Here is a 15,773-nt window from a genome sequence, read left to right on the forward strand (position 1 = left end):
TTTCCGCCCCCGTCCTTCCCCGAGCAGTCCGCGAGGAGCCCGCATGAAGATCGCCCGACGGCGCGACGGGTGGTCCGAGATGTTCGTGACCGACGAGCCGTGGGATCCCGCGTACGCCGAACGGTTCGCGGACGGCACGTGCGACGGGCTCGTCGTCGGGGCGCCCGCGGCCCGGAAGAAGGGTCCCGCGGCCGACCTCGGGTTCCTGCCCGGCGTCCCCGGACTGCGCAGCCTGCGCGTCCTGGACGGCATCCCGGACCTCTCCCCCGTGGCGCGCTGCACCGCGCTCGTACGGCTCCGGCTGCCGGCGTCGGCCGGTCAGGAGCTGGACGTGTCGGCGCTGACGGAACTCCGCGAGCTGGAGGCCCCGTGGCCGGTCGTCGCCCGGTCCCTTCCGCTGCTCGCCTCCCCCGACGACCTGGTGCTGCCGGAGTGGACGGGCGCGTCCCTCGCCGCGCTCGGACCCAAGCCGGCACTGCGCAAGCTCCGCCTGGAGACGCGCCGCAGGCACGTCACCGACATCGACGGCGCCGCCCTCCTCGCGGACCTGCGCGAACTCCGCCTCTACGACGGGCGGATCGCCCGCCCCGAACTGCTGGCGGGTGCCTCGGCGCTGGAGGACGTGTCGTTGCTCGGCGCGAAGACCGACACGATCGGCTTCGCCGCCGCGCTCCCCCGGCTGCGGCGCCTGGAGCTGGAGAACTGCGGCGACATCGCCTCCCTCGCCCCGCTCGCCGGCCATCCTTCGCTGCGCGAGGTGATGCTCTCCGGTTCGACGCGGGTGGCCGACGGTGACCTGTCCCCGCTTCTCTCCGGCCCGGAACTGGCCTTCGTCGCGGTCGAACGCGGCCACGCCCACTACAGCCACGCGCCGCGCGAGGTGCGCAGGGGCTGACGGGCCGCCGGTGTCGGTGTCCTGAACTAGTCTTCACGCGATCAGACACCGACCGTGAGGACCACGAGAGTTGACCCGCCCGTCCGCGTTCCCGCTGCCCTTCCGCGCCGCCCGCACCCTGTCCCTGGCCAGTCCGCGGACGCTCCGCGAACTGGAGATGATGCGGTGCAGCGCCCATCTCCGGTCGAAGCCGGGGTGGTTCGAGAAGATGAACGACCCCGAGATCGCCGCCCGGTGGGCGAGGGAGGCGGTCGAGCAGGGCCTCACCGAGGCCCAGGTCCGCTACGTCCTCGCCGAACTCGCCCATTACGCCGCGCTGCGGGACGGGGCGAACGGTGTGGAGGTGTCGGCGGTCGACGGCGTGTGGCAGTCGGACGCGCTCGTCGACGACGCCCTCCGGTCCCGGCTGCGCGAGGCGGTGCGGGTCCTGGAGGAGATACCGGAGGCGGAGAAGGACTGGCACCCGGGGTCCGGCGGGCAGGTGCTGGACCTGGTGCACCCGTCGCTGTTCTGCCTGGTGCGGGAGGTGAGCGGCGGGCCCGAGGAGGCGTGGCACAACCCGACGGACCGCTACTCGAAGCACGAGTTCTCGGAGCGGTTCCAGTGGCTGCCGTCCGAGGTGGACGTGGACGAGGACGGGACCGTCGCCTTCCGGTCGTACGTCAACAACGTCCATCCGGAGCGGCACCGGGAGCTGGCGTCCGTCCTGCCGGAGCTGTTCGGGCGGATGCTCCCGCTGCTGGAGAACGTGCTCACGGACCTGCGCCATCCGCGCCCGCTGCGGATCCAGGCGGACCCGTACGGCTGGTACGCGCACGAGCCGGAGTACCCGGCCTACCCGAACGCCTCCGACTACGCCGACGACGAGGCCTACGAGAAGGCGTACGACGCGTGGGAGGAGGCGCAGGACTCCTGGTACGACAACCGCACGCCCGCCGTTCCCGACGCCCCGGAGTTCACCGCGCCGGAGGTGCCGGACGCGTCCGCCCGGGTCGGTCTGCGCGGCCGGCGCCTCCAGGTCATCGTGAAGCTGGCCACGATCCACCTCACGCCGGAGCGGCCCGGGTACGCCGGCGGCTCCTGGCACGTGGAGGGGATGCTGAACGAGCGGATCGTGTCGACGGCCCTCTTCTACTGGGACAGCGAGAACATCACCGAGAGCCGGCTGGCCTTCCGGGCGGGGATCGACGACCCGGAGTACGAGCAGAACGACGAGGCCGGCATGCGCGAGGTGTACGGCCTGGAGGACGAGAACGCGCTGAACCAGGTCCTGGGGTCGGCGTCGACGCCGGAGGGCCGCTGCCTGGCCTTCCCGAACGTCCTCCAGCACCGCGTCGAGCCGTTCCGCCTCGCGGACCCCACCCGCCCGGGCCACCGCAAGATCCTGGCGTTCTTCCTGGTCGACCCGGAGCGGCGGATCGTGTCGACGGCCGACGTGCCGCCGCAGCAGCCGTGGGCGGAGACCTCGACGATGACGCGCGAGCAGGCCGAGGCGTACCGCGAGGAGCTGATGCGGGAGCGCAAGTTCTTCGTCGACGAGCACAACGAGCAGCTGTACGAGCGGGAGTTCTCGCTCTGCGAGCACTGACGCACGGGGGGTGACGGGCCGCGCGCCGGCTCCGGGGCGCGCCTCGGGGCCGGCGCGATCCCGCCCCCGTTTTAATTGCACCCGCCGCCTATCGGCCTTAGCTGATATTTTCCCTCATGCCGTATCCTGGAGGCAGTCGCCGCACGGAAGGAGACACGGACCCCATGACCGCCACGGATCCCGCGCTCACGGCCCTCGCCAGCGGATGGGGCGCCCTGTCCCTCCTGCACGGCAGGATCGAGGCGCACATCGAACGGGCCCTCCAATCCCGGCACGACCTGAGCGTGCGGGAGTACTCGCTGCTCGACGTGCTGAGCCGGCAGCACGACGGCGAGGGCGGCCACCTCCAGATGAAGCAGGTCGCCGACGCGGTGGTGCTCAGCCAGAGCGCGACCACCCGCCTGGTCAGCCGGCTGGAGGACCGCGGACTGCTGTCCCGCTACCTCTGCCCGACCGACCGCCGCGGCATCTACACCGACGTCACCGAGAGCGGCCTGAAGCTCCTGGAGGAGGCCCGGCCGACGAACGACGCCGCGCTGCGGGAGGCACTGGACCAGGCCGCCGCGCATCCGGAGCTGGCGTCGCTGGTCGAGGCGGTGGAGGCGGTGAAGCCCCCGCGCCGCGCCACGGACGCGTAGCCGCTCACCGCTTGCCTTCCCGTTCATGATCCTCCATGATTGTTGAACGTAGAACTAACTCTTCGGGGAAGGGATCGGCGATGAGCGGCGACACGGAGATCGAGGTCCTGACCGCGCGGGACGTCCCGCTGGGCGGGCCGCGGGCGATGACCGTACGGCGCACGCTGCCGCAGCGGGCCCGCACCTTCATCGGCGCCTGGTGCTTCGCCGACCACTACGGCCCCGACCCGGTCGCCGAGTCCGGCGGCATGGACGTCGCCCCGCACCCGCACACCGGGCTCCAGACCGTCAGCTGGCTGTTCAGCGGCGAGATCGAGCACCGCGACAGCCTCGGCACCCACGCCTACGTCCGCCCCGGCGAAATCAACCTCATGACCGGCGGCCACGGCATCAGCCACAGCGAGGTCTCCACGCCCGGCACCACCGTCCTGCACGGCGTGCAGCTGTGGGTCGCGCTGCCCGACGCGCACCGCCACGCCCCGCGCGCCTTCCAGCACCACGCCCCGCGGGCGTTCCGGGTGGACGGGGCGGAGCTGCGGGTCTTCCTCGGCACCCTCGCCGGCGCCACCTCGCCCGTCACCACCTTCACCCCGCTGCTCGGCGCCGAGATCCTGATCGACGCGGGGGCGACCGTCACCCTGGACGTCGACCCCGCCTACGAGCACGGGCTGCTCGTCGACGAGGGCGACGTCAGCCTCGACGGCACCGTCCTCAAGCCCGCCGAGCTCGGGTACGCCGCGCCCGGCCGCACTGCGCTCACCCTCGCCAACGCCTCCGACCGCCCCGCCCGCACGGTCCTCCTGGGCGGCCCCCCGTTCGAGGAGGAGATCGTCATGTGGTGGAACTTCATCGGCCGCAGCCACCAGGACATCGTGGAGGCGCGGGAGGAGTGGGAGCGTGCCTCCGAGCGCTTCGGCGCGGTGACCGGCTACCCCGGCGACCGCCTCCCCGCGCCCGCCCTGCCGAACGCCGTCATCATGCCCCGCCGGAACCCCGCCCCCCGCTGAGCCCCGCACGACCCCGACCCCCGGAAGGACCCCCATGAGCGAGCAGAACGCCCCCGCCCCCGTCGTCCGCCGCGTCGACGCCCGCCACCGCTACGAGATCCTCGTCGGCGACCAGCGCGCGGGCCTCACCGCGTACCGCGACCGCGACGACCGGCGGGTCTTCTTCCACACCGAGGTCGACGACGCCTTCGCCGGCCAGGGGCTGGCGGGGATCCTGGTCGAGCAGGCGCTGAACGACGTGCGGGCCGCGGGCCTGCGGATCGTGCCGGTGTGCCCGTACGTCGCCAAGTTCCTGAAGAAGCACGAGGAGTTCGCGGACATCACCGACCCCGTCACCCCCGACGTCCTCACCTGGCTCGACGGACAGCTCGGGCGCTGACGCCCGCACCGCCGCCACCGGGAGCCGGCCGGCCCGCGGTCAGCGGGCCAGCCGGTCGATCGCCGCGAGGACCGGGGCGACGCCGTCCTCCGCCGCCAGCCGGCCGGCGAGCGCGCGGGCGCGCGCCCGGTGGGAACCGTCCCCCGTCGCCCTGCGCAGGCCCTCGGCCAGGGCCGGGGCGGTGAGACGGCGCAGCGGCACCGCCCCCGGGGCGATGCCGAGGGCGGTCAGCCGGGACGCCCAGAACGCCGCGTCGAACTGGACCGGCACCGGTACCGACGGCACGCCGGCCCGCAGGGCGGCGCCGGTCGTGCCCGCCCCCGCGTGGTGGACGACCGCCGCCGTACGGGGGAACAGCAGGGAGTGCGGCACCTCGCCGACCGTCAGCACGTCGTCGCCGTCGCGGACGCCGAGCCCCGCCCAGCCGCGCTGGACGACGCCGCGCACCTTCGCCGCCCGCAGCGCGGCGACGATCTCGCCGCTGACCCGCTCCGGATCGGGGACGGTGGCGCTCCCCAGGCCCACGAAGACCGGCGGGGGCCCGGCGTCCAGGAAGTCCTCCAGCTCCGGGGAGAGCCGCCCGGTCTCGTGCGGCCACCAGTACCCGGCCACCTCCAGCTCGCCCGGCCAGTCCGAAGGCCGGGGCACGACGAGCTCGCTGAAGCCGTGCAGCACCGGCCTCGGGCGCCGGGACCGGCGCGCCGCAACGAGACCGTGCCGCCGCCGCAGCGACCGGACGGTGTCGAAGAACATCAGGTCGACCGACGCCATGACCGCCCGCCCGCTGAGCCGGTTCCCCAGGGGGCCGAGCGGACGGGTGCCGAGGACCGGCGCGGGGAACGCGCGCGTCGGGTGCAGCGGCTGGAGGTGCAGCCCCAGCGCCGGCACCGCCAGCCCCTCGGCGAGGGCGTATCCGAGCGGCCCCAGCGACCCGCCGACCAGCAGGACGTCGGCGTCCCGCGCCGCGGCCACGACGGCCGCCGTCATCTCGTCGGCCGCGCCCCGCGCCATCGCGGCCAGCCGTACGAGCTTCCCGGCGCCGGTGCGCGCGTCGTGCAGGCGCCGTCCGCGCGCCGAGTGCAGTTCGGCGCGCGGGTCCACCGGCAGGGGCCGGAACCGTACCCCCGACCCCGCGACCAGCGGCGCGAACACGCCGTGCGTCGCCAGCGTCACCTCGTGCCCGGCCCGCACCAGCCCGGCCCCCAGACCCGTGTACGGCGCCACGTCGCCCCGCGACCCCGCCGTCATCATCACGATGCGCACACCGTCAGTGTCCCACCGCGACCGGGGCGCCGGACACCGGCGCGGCGGGCCGTCCCCGTGCGGGCCGGCCTCCGGCCGCGCATGCTCGAGACATGCCGGAACCGCCGGGGAGCGGGTCCGCAGGGACGGGAGGGGTGCCGGAATGGCCTGGATCGTGACGCCGCTCGGGGCGCTGCTGGTGCTGTTCGTCCTCCGGGACGTGTTCCACACGCTGTGGCACCCGACCCGGCACGGCGGGCTGAGCCGGCTGGTGATGCGGGCGGTGTGGCGCCTGTCGGCCCACCGGGGCGCACGGTGGCGGCCCGCCGGTCTGGCAGGGCCGCTCGGGATGATCGCGGTGCTGGCCGCGTGGGCGCTGACGGTCGCGGTCGGGTGGGCGCTCGTCTACTGGCCCCATATGCCGGACGCCTTCTCGTACGCGACCGGGCTCAGGCCGCCGGACCACGCCGGACCGGTGGACGCCCTGTACGTCTCCCTGGTCAATCTGGCGACCCTGGGTCTCGGGGACATCGCGCCGAAGGCCGGGTGGCTGCGGGTGTTCGCCCCGCTGGAGGCGGTGGTGGGTTTCGTGCTGCTGTCGGCCACCGTCGCGTGGCTGCTCGGCGTGTACCCGGCGCTGGCCCGACGCCGGGCGCTGGCGCTGCGGCTGTCGCACGTGCGCGGCAGCCGGATCGGCGAGGGGGCGCTGGACTCCGCCGGCGGGGCGGCGCTCCTCGACGGGCTCGCCGCCGCCCTGGCCACGACGACGGTGGACTTCATGCAGTACGCCGAGTCGTACTACTTCCACGACGCCGACGAGGACACGTCGCTCGCCCGTCAGCTCGGCTACGTCCTCGGCCTCGCCGACCGCGCCGGCGAGGCCGGCCACCCGGACGTCCGGCTCTCCGCCTCCGTGCTGCGCCGGGCCCTGGACGACCTGGCGGCCGTCCTGGACGCACGCTTCCTGCGCACCGGCGGGGGCACGGAGCGGGTGTTCGCCGCGTACGCCGAGGACCACGGGCACCCGGCGGACGGCGGGCGGGGCTAGACGGGGCCGGGCTGGGTCTGGCGGGAGTCAGTCGCAGCAGTCGCAGCACTTGCAGGGGTTGCAGCAGCCGTCGCCCGAGCCGCATCCGTCGGAGCCTCCCGAACCGCCGGAGCCTCCCGACCTGCCGGATCCTCCCGAACCGCCGAAGCCGCCGCCACCGGAACCGCCCGAGCCCCCGGAGCCGTTTCCGCCGCCGAACCAGCCGTCGCCGCCCGACCCGCCCTCGCCGCTGCCGGTGTCGAGGGGCTCGTCCTCGCCCAGGTCGTCGTCGCAGCGGCAGCAGTCGTGGCACAGCCGGCAGTCGGGGCAGAGCCGGCGCCAGTGGCGACAGCGCCGGCACTCCTCCTCCGGCGGCCGGCCGGACCGGTCCGCGCCCTCCGGCGCCGCGCCCGTGAGCGCGCCGACGCCGCAGGCCGCGTCGGCGCCGGCCCCCGTGGGTGCCGGTGCCGCCGGCCGGCGTCCCAGCCAGGGCAGCATGCGCGGGCCGGGGGCGGGGCGGCGGTGCTGGTGGTGGCGGTGCCGGTGGTCGAAAGCGCGGTCGACGGCGCGCTCCAGTTCGACGCCGAGCAGGGCCCGGACGAGCCGGTCGTCGACGAAGTCGGCGTCCGCCAGGGCGAGCCGGATGCCGTGGACGGCGTCGTCGCACAGCCGGCGCACCTCGGCCCGGCTCGCGCCGGTCACCGTGATCGGGTTCCACGCGCCGGCCGCCCGGTCGGCGTCCAGGTCCTCGACGGCGTCGAGGAGATGGGCGAGGCGGCCGAAGAGGCGGCCGGCCTCCGCGAGCGGTTCGGCGTTGCCGGGGCGGGCGGTGAGGACGGCGGTGTGGGCGAAGGCCGCCGCCGTCGCGGTCTCCGTGGGTTCGGTGACCGCGAGCAGCGAGCCGCCCGGGCCGGTCGCCCGCTCGATCTCCGGCTGGCGGCCGACCGCGTCCAGGAGCACCGCGGTGTCGAAGCCGAGCCGTTCGCCGCCGGCCGCGCCCGCGCGGTCCCAGCCGCGGGCGATGCGGCGGGCGGCCAGCGCCACCGGGCGGCGCGCCACCAGGCCGTCGCCGTCGGCGACGTGGTCGCGTATCTTCGCGGCGGCCAGCACGAGCGACACCGTCGCGGCGAGCCGCGCGCCCTCGCCCTGCGCCACGTCGGCGGACCGCATCCCGCGCAGCGGGCACGGCCCGGCGCCGCGGCGCCAGTCGCCGGTCCGCTCGGACTGGGCCTCGGTCAGCACGGACACGATGAGGCCGTCATAGTTGGTGGCCACCCGGGCGAACTGCCCGTACTCGCCGCGCAGGGCGAGGCAGAGTCCGCAGAGGTGCGCCATCCACTCGGTCCGCAGCCCCTCGCCGAGCCGATGACGGCACGGCCTGATGATTCCGAACACCGAAGTTCCCCCCGTGGGACGTGAGTCGCGACCGCGCGTGGCGTCGACCCGATGTGACGTCCCCCGCGCGGCCGACATCCTAGACGCGGGGACGGGCCGCGACGGTTGCCCGGGTCAGGGCCCGTCCGGCGGCGGGGCGGTGCTCTTGCGGACGACGAGGCTGGTCGCGAGTTCCAGGCGGGTGACGGCGGGTTCGCCGGCGCGCAGCCGGAGCAGCATCTGCACGGCCTCCTCGCCCATCGCGCGCAGCGGCTGGTGGATCGTGGTGAGGGGCGGGCTGGACCAGCGGGCGATCATCACGTCGTCGTAGCCGACGACGGACAGGTCCTCGGGCACGCGCAGTCCGCAGACGCGGGCGGCCTCCATGACGCCGAGGGCCTGGAGGTCGCTGCCGGCGAAGACGGCGGTGGGGCGGTCGGGCAGCCGCAGCAGCTCCATGGCCCGCTCGTAGCCGCCCTCGACGTGGAAGTCGCCGAAGCGGACGAGGGCGTCGTCGTGGGCGAGGCCGGCCATGTTGAGGGCGGAGCGGTAGCCGTCGAGGCGCGCGAGGGAGCAGAGCATGTCCTCGGGGCCGGTGACGATGCCGATGCGGCGGTGTCCGAGGTCGATGAGGTGGCGGGTGGCGGCGACGCCGCCGGACCAGTTCGCGGAGCCGACGGACGGCACGTCCGGTTCGGGGTCGCCCGCCGGGTCGACGATGACGAAGGGGATGGACCGGGCGTCGAGCTGGCGTTTGACGGCGTCGGGGAGGGAGGAGAAGACGAGGACGACGCCGATGGGGCGGCGCTGGAGGACGCCTTCGATCCAGTCCGGGGCGGGGGCGTGCCGGGTGCCGCTCTCGGTGAGGACGACGCTCGCCTGGTGGACCTTGGCGAGGTTCTCCACGCCGCGGATCAGCTCCATCGCCCACACGCTGTCGAGCTCGTGGAAGACGAGTTCGATGAGGGGCGCCTCGCGGGCGGCGCGGGTGGTCCGCCGGTAGGAGTGCGCTTCGAGGAGCCGTTCGACCCTGCCGCGGGTGGTCGCGGAGACGTCCTGCCGGCCGTTGAGGACTTTCGAAACTGTCGAAAGGGACACGCCGGCCTGCTCCGCCACCTCCGCCAGCGTGATGCGCCGGTTCTCCTCGTCGTTTCGCATCCCCGCAGCATAAGGCACCTCTCCAGGCCTCCGGATGGTCACGCTTCGATAACGGGCGACCGGAGGGTTGACCCGTACGCCGGGCCCACCTAGCGTCCCGCCACATGAAGTTTCGGAAACAGTCCCGAAACTCTTTCGAAAGGTGGAGCGATGAAGCGGCCCGTACGGCTCCTCAGAACCGCCGTCGTCGGCGGGGCCTCGCTGGCGATGACCGTCTCCCTGGCGGCCTGCGGCGGATCCGGCGACTCCGCCGGCGGCGGCGAGGGCACGATCCGCGTCCTGGTGTACGGCGACGCCACCAACAAGGTGGAGAAGCAGCTCGTCGACACCTTCAACAAGACCTCGAAGGTCAAGGCGGTCCTGGACACCATCCCCGGCGCCGACTACCAGTCCAAGCTCCAGACGATCATCAGCGGCGACCGGGCCCCGGACGTCTTCTTCAACTGGGGCGGCGGCAGCATCAAGCCGTTCGTCGACGCCGGCCTCCTCATGCCGCTCGACGACTTCATCGCCAAGGACCCCGGCCTGAAGGCGAACTTCCTGCCGTCGGTCTTCAACACCGCGGTCGTCGACGGCAAGCCGTACGGCGTCCCCATGCGCGGCACCCAGCCCGTCCTGCTGTTCAGCAACAAGAAGGTCCTGGCCGACGCGGGCGTGACCGCGCCGCGCACCTGGGACGAGCTCCTGGCCGCCGTCAAGACCCTCAAGGCCAAGGGCGTCACGCCGATCGCGCTGGGCGGCGGCGACCGGTGGCCGACCCAGATGTGGTTCCAGTACCTCTACGACCGGGTCGCCGGACCCGAGCACTTCCAGAAGGCGGTGAGCGGCGACACGAGCGTCTGGGCGAGCGAGGACAGCCGGAAGGCCCTCGGCATGCTGCGCGAGCTGATCGACGCCGGCGCCTTCGGCACCAACTACGACTCGGTGAAGTTCACCGACGGCGGTTCGCCCGCCCTCCTCGCCACCGGCAAGGCCGCCTTCGAACTCATGGGCTCCTGGGAGTACTCGACCCTCCAGGACGCCTACCCGGACTTCGTGAAGAGCGACCTCGGCTACGGCACCTTCCCGACCGTCGAAGGCGGCAAGGGCGACCCGGCCAACCTCGCCGGCAACACCAACAACTACTACTCGGTCCTGAAGAAGACCGCACACCCCGAGGCCGTGGCGGAGTTCCTGAAGCTCATGTACTCGGACGAGTTCGTGAAGGGCCAGCTGGGCATCGGCAACCTGCCCACGACCACCAACACCCCGAAGTTCCTGGACACGTCGGCGAACCCGGCCTACTCGGCGTACCAGTACGACCTGGTGAAGAAGGCACCCGCCTTCCAGCTCTCCTGGGACCAGGCGTACCCCCCGGCCGCCACCACCACCATCCACCAGGCCGTCCAGCAGTTCTTCAACGGCCGGACCGACGCCGACGCCTTCATCGCCGCCATGCAGAGCCTGCCCGCGGCGTGACCCGCGGCCCGACCTCCGGAACGCCTGCCATGACCACTGCCACCGCCTCCGCGGCGGAGCCGGCCGCGACGACCGCCCGGCGCGGCCGGCGCGACCGCCCCGCGACCGGCGCGGGCCGCCCGGGCTTCGCCTGGGCGGCGCCCGCCGCCGTCTTCTTCGGCCTGTTCGCCCTCGTCCCGCTCGCCCTGGTCGTCGTCCTCTCCTTCACCCGCTGGAACGGCCTCGGCTCCCCCGCCTTCGCCGGCCTGGACAACTGGAGCGCGCTGCTCGACGACCCCGTCCTGGTGCAGAGCCTCTGGCTGAGCCTGCTCCTCACCGTCCTCGGCGTCGTCGTCCAGACGCCGCTCAGCATCCTGCTCGGCGTCTGGGCCGCCGGACGGCAGCGCAACCGGGCCGTCCTCTCCGCCGTCTACTTCGTCCCTCTGCTGCTCTCCGTCACCGCCGTCTCCGTCCTGTGGCGCGCCGTCCTCGACCCCAACTTCGGCGTCCCGTCGCAGGCGGCCTGGCTCTTCGGCGACGGCAACCTGCTCGGCAGCCGGACCGGCGCCCTCGGCGTCCTCGTCCTCGTCAGCACCTGGCAGTTCACCCCCCTGCACACGCTGATCTACCAGGGCGCCGCGCGCACCATCCCCCCGGTGCTCTACCAGGCGGCGGAGATCGACGGCGCCGGCCGGGTCCGCCAGTTCTTCCACATCACCCTGCCGCAGCTGCGCAACACCACCGTCACCTCGATGATCCTCATGGTCGTCGGCGGGCTCACCACCTTCGACACCATCCTGATCCTCACCCAGGGCGGCCCCGGCACCGACACCACGAACAGCGCCTACTACATGTACCAGAAGGCGTTCAAGAGCTTCGACTTCGGCGCCGCGTCCGCGATCGCACTGCTCCTGGTCCTCGTCGCCACCCTGGTGTCCCTCGTCATGGTGCGCCTGAGCGGCTACGACAAGATGCGCAGCACCATGGAGGGCGTGTGATGCGCAAGCGCCCCAACTACCTCGCCGGATTCGGCTCGCTGGTCTGGCTGTTCGTCGTCGGCCTGCCGCTGTACGTGATGCTGGTCGCCACCTTCCAGACCCGCGCCGACTACGCGCGCAACGGACCGCTCGCCTTCCCGGACCACTTCACCCTCGACAACTACGCCGACGACCTCGGCGACGGCTTCGGGCAGTACTTCCTCAACACGGTGGTCGTCACCGGGTGCGTGGTCGGCCTCGTGCTGCTGCTCGTCCCGCCCCTCGCTTACGCCATCGTGCGCGCCGACGGCAAGGCCACCGGGCGGGTGTTCCGGCTCTTCCTCCTCGGTCTGGCCATCCCGTCCCAGGCCGTGATCGTCCCGATGTTCTACCTGATCGACGCGGCCGGGCTCTACGACAACCTGCTCGGCGTCATCCTGCCGACGGCCGCCTTCGCGATGCCCGTCAGCGCGCTGATCCTCACCGGCGTCATGCGGGACATCACGCCCGAGCTGTACGAGGCCATGACCGTCGACGGGGCCTCGCCCCGGCGGATCTTCCTGCGGCTGGTGCTGCCCCTGTCGAAGGGCGGCATCTCGACCGTCGTGGTGTTCTCCGCCCTCCAGGCGTGGAACGGCTTCCTGTTCCCGCTCGTGCTCACCCAGTCGTCGGAGAACAAGGTCATCACCATGGGCCTCTACGACTTCCAGACGGAGCACGGCGTCGACATCCCCGGCCTCCTCGCCGCCGTCGTCCTCTCCATGCTCCCCATCCTGATCGTCTATCTGTTCGCCCGTCGCGCCCTGGTCCAGGGTCTGATGGGAGTCGGAGGAAAGTGACCGGAACCGTGGCCACCCAGCCCCCCGCCCCGCTCCCCGCCTGGCGCGACCCCGCGCTGAGCGCGGAGGACCGCGTCGACGCGCTGCTCCGCGCGATGACCCTGAAGGAGAAGACGGCCCAGCTCTACGGGGTGTGGGTCGGCGCCTCCGACGAGGGCGCCGAGGTCGCGCCGCACCAGCACGACATGGAGGAGCCGGCCGACCTCGACGCCCTGCTCCCCGACGGACTCGGGCAGCTCACCCGGCCGTTCGGCACCGTCCCCGTCGACCCCGCGCTCGGCGCCCTCTCGCTGATGCGGACCCAGGCGCGGATCGCCGCCGCGAACCGCTTCGGCATCCCGGCCGTCGCCCACGAGGAGTGCCTGGCCGGCTTCGCCGCCTGGGGCGCGACCGCGTATCCCGTGCCGCTGTCGTGGGGGGCCGCCTTCGACCCCGCGCTGGTACGGGAGATGGCCGCCGCCATCGGCCGCGACCTGCGCGCGGTCGGCGTCCACCAGGGCCTCGCGCCGGTCCTCGACGTCGTCCGGGACGCCCGCTGGGGCCGGGTCGAGGAGACCATCGGCGAGGACCCGTACCTCGTCGGGACGATCGCCACCGCGTACGTCCAGGGCCTGGAGTCGGCCGGGGTCGTCGCCACCCTCAAGCACTTCGCCGGCTACTCGGCCTCCCGCGCGGGCCGCAACCTCGCGCCGGTCGGCATGGGCCCCCGGGAACGCGCGGACGTGATCCTGCCGCCGTTCGAGATGGCGGTGCGGGAGAGCGGCGTCCGGTCGGTGATGCACGCCTACACCGACACCGACGGGGTGCCGTCGGCCGCCGACGACCGGCTGCTCACGGGGCTGCTCCGGGACACCTGGGGCTTCACCGGCACCGTCGTCGCCGACTACTTCGGCATCGCGTTCCTGAAGACGCTGCACGGCGTTGCCGGCACGTTCGGGGAGGCCGCGGGCGCGGCGCTCGCCGCCGGCGTCGACGTCGAGCTCCCCACGGTCAAGACGTTCGGCGCGCCCCTCACCGAGGCGGTCCGGCAGGGGAAGGTCGCCGAGGAGCTCGTCGACCGGGCGGTGCGGCGGGTCCTCCTGCAGAAGGTGCGGCTCGGGCTGCTCGACCCCGACTGGAGTCCCGTCCCCCCGGTGCTCCGCGACGCGGACACCACGGCGGACCCGGAGAGGCTGCGCGGCACGGTGGAGCTGGACCCGCCGGCCAACCGCGCGCTGGCCCGCCGGATCGCCGAGCGGGCCGTCGTCCTGCTCCGCAACGACGGCGTCCTGCCCCTCGACCCGGCCGTCCCCCGCCGGATCGCCCTCGTCGGCCCCAACGCCGAGGCACCCACGGCGGTGCTCGGCTGCTACTCCTTCCCCGTGCACGTCGGCGGTCAGCACCCCGGCACCCCGCCCGGGATCGAGCTGCCGACGCTGCGCGAGGCGCTGGCGGCCGAGTTCCCCGCCGCCGAGATCGTCGTGGCGCGCGGGACGGGCGTCGACGACGGCGACACGAGCGGGTTCGCCACCGCCGTCGCGCTCGCCCGGGGCGCCGACCTCGTCGTGGCGGCGCTCGGCGACCGCGCCGGCCTCTTCGGGCGCGGGACCAGCGGCGAGGGCTGCGACGCCGGGTCGCTCGCCCTCCCCGGGGCACAGCAGGCGCTGCTCGACGCGCTGCTGGACAGCGGCACCCCGGTCGTGACGGCCCTGCTGGCGGGGCGGCCGTACGCGCTCGGCCGGGCGGCGGACGAGTCCGCGGCGGTCCTCCAGGCGTTCTTCCCCGGCGAGTCCGGGACGGCGGCGCTCGCGTCGATCCTCAGCGGGCGGACCGAGCCGAGCGGCCGGCTGCCGGTGAGCGTGCCGCGGCACCCGGACGCCCAGCCGTCGACGTACCTCGCGGCCCGGCTGGGGCACCGCAGCGAGGTGTCCAGCATCGACCCGGCCCCGGCGTTCGGCTTCGGGCACGGGCTCACCTACACCGCCTTCCGGTGGAGCGACCTGGCGGTCGCGGAGGACGAGGTCCCCACGGACGGCGTCGTCCGGCTCGCCCTCACCGTGACGAACACGGGCGCGCGCCCGGGCACCGAGCTGGTCCAGCTGTACCTCCACGACCCGGTGGCGTCCGTGGTGCAGCCGGTGCAGCGGCTCGCCGGGTACGTACGGGTGGACCTGGCGCCCGGCGAGGCCCGGCGGATCGCGGTGGAGGTCCCGGCGGACCTGGCGGCGTTCACGGGGCGGGCGGGGACGCGGATCGTGGAGCCGGGCGAACTGGAGCTGCGGTTCGCGGCCTCCAGCACGGATCCCCGGCTGACCGCCCGGGTGACGCTGACCGGTCCGGTGCGGCAGCTGGACCACCGGCGGCGCCTTCACGCGGACTTCGACGTCCGCTGACGGTCCGTGCCGGGCTCGGGGCGGCGGTGCAGCCTGCCGCGGGCGGCGAGTTCGAGGGTGAGGGCGACGGCGACCGCCTCGACCGCGAGGAGCGCGATCAGGACGAAGACCTGGACCGCGCCGGCGGTGAGCGGCGACGCCCCGCCGAGGAGCATGCCGACGAAGGCGCCCGGCAGGGTCACCAGGCCGACGGTCCGGGTCTGGTCCAGGGCCGGCAGCAGCGCGTCCGAGGCCGCCGCGCGGGCCACTTCGAGGCGGGCGTCGCGCTCGGGCAGTCCGAGCGCGAGGCCCGCCTCGACCTCGCCGTGCCGCTGGTCCAGCTCGTCGAGGGCCCGCCGTCCGGCCAGGGCCGTCGCGGTCATGGCGCCGCCGATGAGGATGCCGCTCACCGGGACGACGGCGATCCCGGGCACGGTCAGCAGCCCGGCCGCGACGAGCGCGGCCACGGTGGGCACGACCGGGACGGCGATCGGCAGCGCCGCCCACCACCAGGTGCGGTTGCCGGTGACGCGGCGGCCCGCGGTCCGGGCCGCGACGGCGAGCATGAGCAGCAGGAACCCGAGCAGGGCCGCGGTGTGGTGGACGGCCCAGCCGATCAGCGCCGAGACCGCGGCCAGCTGGACGACGGCCCGCAGCCCGGCGGTGACGATCTGCCGGGCACGCCCCGCCGACCCGTCCGGCGACAGCCGGAAGCCGGCGGTGACGCCGGCGGCGACCAGCAGCAGCACCACGAGGGCCACGGCGAGCGGGGGTGTCGACGGGCAGCAGGGTCTCGGCGGCGAAGTACATGGGACATCGCTACCGCGCGGGGCGGGCCCTCCGCCAGGAGCGACCCGCACC

General features: G+C 74.1%; 14 protein-coding genes. 10 read left to right on the forward strand and 4 right to left on the reverse strand.

From position 1 onward, the window contains the following. The first annotated feature begins 43 nt into the window (after positions 1–43). The 5 genes from ACFVQZ_RS00860 (at position 44) to ACFVQZ_RS00880 (ending at position 4,507) form a co-directional block, all read left to right on the forward strand. On the forward strand, positions 44–895 hold the full coding sequence (locus ACFVQZ_RS00860) for a hypothetical protein (RefSeq protein ID WP_383618562.1): 852 nt from the start codon (positions 44–46) through the stop codon (positions 893–895). Positions 896–965: 70 nt separating this feature from the next. After that, complete coding sequence (locus ACFVQZ_RS00865; RefSeq protein WP_383618563.1) at positions 966–2,483, forward strand: DUF4246 domain-containing protein; 1,518 nt, start codon at positions 966–968, stop codon at positions 2,481–2,483. Between the two features lie 164 nt (positions 2,484–2,647). Then, on the forward strand, positions 2,648–3,121 hold the full coding sequence (locus tag ACFVQZ_RS00870) for a MarR family transcriptional regulator (RefSeq protein WP_030493226.1): 474 nt from the start codon (positions 2,648–2,650) through the stop codon (positions 3,119–3,121). Positions 3,122–3,201: 80 nt separating this feature from the next. After that, positions 3,202–4,128, forward strand: a complete 927-nt coding sequence (locus ACFVQZ_RS00875; RefSeq protein ID WP_383618564.1) for a pirin family protein — start codon at positions 3,202–3,204, stop codon at positions 4,126–4,128. A 34-nt stretch (positions 4,129–4,162) separates the two neighbouring features. Continuing rightward, positions 4,163–4,507 (forward strand): GNAT family N-acetyltransferase, encoded by a 345-nt coding sequence (locus ACFVQZ_RS00880; RefSeq protein WP_030493224.1) that lies wholly within the window; start codon positions 4,163–4,165, stop codon positions 4,505–4,507. A gap of 39 nt (positions 4,508–4,546) precedes the next feature. Here ACFVQZ_RS00880 and ACFVQZ_RS00885 read toward each other — a convergent pair whose 3' ends face one another. Beyond that, positions 4,547–5,755, reverse strand: a complete 1,209-nt coding sequence (locus ACFVQZ_RS00885; RefSeq protein WP_383619515.1) for a glycosyltransferase — start codon at positions 5,753–5,755, stop codon at positions 4,547–4,549. A gap of 157 nt (positions 5,756–5,912) precedes the next feature. On the opposite strand from ACFVQZ_RS00885, the gene ACFVQZ_RS00890 reads away from it, so the two are divergent. Then, entirely contained in the window at positions 5,913–6,797 is an 885-nt protein-coding gene (locus ACFVQZ_RS00890) for a potassium channel family protein (protein WP_383618565.1), read from the forward strand. 27 nt (positions 6,798–6,824) lie between these two features. Here ACFVQZ_RS00890 and ACFVQZ_RS00895 read toward each other — a convergent pair whose 3' ends face one another. Together ACFVQZ_RS00895 and ACFVQZ_RS00900 are read right to left on the reverse strand one after the other, a co-directional pair. After that, a complete protein-coding gene (locus ACFVQZ_RS00895; protein WP_383618566.1) occupies positions 6,825–8,171 on the reverse strand; it encodes a DUF5685 family protein in 1,347 nt (448 codons plus the stop codon). Between the two features lie 114 nt (positions 8,172–8,285). After that, positions 8,286–9,308, reverse strand: coding sequence for a LacI family DNA-binding transcriptional regulator (locus ACFVQZ_RS00900; RefSeq protein ID WP_383618567.1), 1,023 nt, complete (start codon positions 9,306–9,308; stop codon positions 8,286–8,288). Between the two features lie 150 nt (positions 9,309–9,458). Between ACFVQZ_RS00900 and ACFVQZ_RS00905 the strand changes: the two genes are divergently transcribed. Genes ACFVQZ_RS00905 through ACFVQZ_RS00920 form a run of 4 tightly spaced genes read left to right on the forward strand, consistent with a single transcriptional unit; the run spans position 9,459 to position 14,933 of the window. Then, entirely contained in the window at positions 9,459–10,766 is a 1,308-nt protein-coding gene (locus tag ACFVQZ_RS00905; RefSeq protein ID WP_030493219.1) for an extracellular solute-binding protein, read from the forward strand. 29 nt (positions 10,767–10,795) lie between these two features. Continuing rightward, complete coding sequence (locus ACFVQZ_RS00910; protein ID WP_383618568.1) at positions 10,796–11,743, forward strand: carbohydrate ABC transporter permease; 948 nt, start codon at positions 10,796–10,798, stop codon at positions 11,741–11,743. Next, on the forward strand, positions 11,743–12,561 hold the full coding sequence (locus tag ACFVQZ_RS00915; protein WP_383618569.1) for a carbohydrate ABC transporter permease: 819 nt from the start codon (positions 11,743–11,745) through the stop codon (positions 12,559–12,561). Before ACFVQZ_RS00910 ends, ACFVQZ_RS00915 begins: the two co-directional genes overlap by 1 nt. 8 nt (positions 12,562–12,569) lie before the next feature. Beyond that, complete coding sequence (locus ACFVQZ_RS00920; protein WP_383618570.1) at positions 12,570–14,933, forward strand: beta-glucosidase; 2,364 nt, start codon at positions 12,570–12,572, stop codon at positions 14,931–14,933. Here the strand turns inward: ACFVQZ_RS00920 and ACFVQZ_RS00925 are convergent. After that, complete coding sequence (locus ACFVQZ_RS00925) at positions 14,909–15,673, reverse strand: ABC transporter permease (RefSeq protein ID WP_383618571.1); 765 nt, start codon at positions 15,671–15,673, stop codon at positions 14,909–14,911. The genes ACFVQZ_RS00920 and ACFVQZ_RS00925 overlap by 25 nt on opposite strands. Between the last annotated feature and the right edge of the window lie 100 nt (positions 15,674–15,773).

This window comes from Streptomyces sp. NPDC057854, assembly GCF_042797055.1.
Lineage (GTDB): Bacteria > Actinomycetota > Actinomycetes > Streptomycetales > Streptomycetaceae > Streptomyces.

Bases quoted from the DNA above. Each gene is read 5' to 3' on its own strand.
- ACFVQZ_RS00910 (WP_383618568.1), top strand. From the start codon at position 10,796: ATGACCACTGCCACCGCCTCCGCGGCGGAGCCGGCCGCGACGACCGCC.
- ACFVQZ_RS00885 (WP_383619515.1), bottom strand. From the start codon at position 5,755: ATGACGGCGGGGTCGCGGGGCGACGTGGCGCCGTACACGGGTCTGGGG.
- ACFVQZ_RS00880 (WP_030493224.1), top strand. From the start codon at position 4,163: ATGAGCGAGCAGAACGCCCCCGCCCCCGTCGTCCGCCGCGTCGACGCC.
- ACFVQZ_RS00860 (WP_383618562.1), top strand. From the start codon at position 44: ATGAAGATCGCCCGACGGCGCGACGGGTGGTCCGAGATGTTCGTGACC.
- ACFVQZ_RS00915 (WP_383618569.1), top strand. From the start codon at position 11,743: ATGCGCAAGCGCCCCAACTACCTCGCCGGATTCGGCTCGCTGGTCTGG.
- ACFVQZ_RS00870 (WP_030493226.1), top strand. From the start codon at position 2,648: ATGACCGCCACGGATCCCGCGCTCACGGCCCTCGCCAGCGGATGGGGC.
- ACFVQZ_RS00900 (WP_383618567.1), bottom strand. From the start codon at position 9,308: ATGCGAAACGACGAGGAGAACCGGCGCATCACGCTGGCGGAGGTGGCG.
- ACFVQZ_RS00905 (WP_030493219.1), top strand. From the start codon at position 9,459: ATGAAGCGGCCCGTACGGCTCCTCAGAACCGCCGTCGTCGGCGGGGCC.
- ACFVQZ_RS00890 (WP_383618565.1), top strand. From the start codon at position 5,913: ATGGCCTGGATCGTGACGCCGCTCGGGGCGCTGCTGGTGCTGTTCGTC.
- ACFVQZ_RS00875 (WP_383618564.1), top strand. From the start codon at position 3,202: ATGAGCGGCGACACGGAGATCGAGGTCCTGACCGCGCGGGACGTCCCG.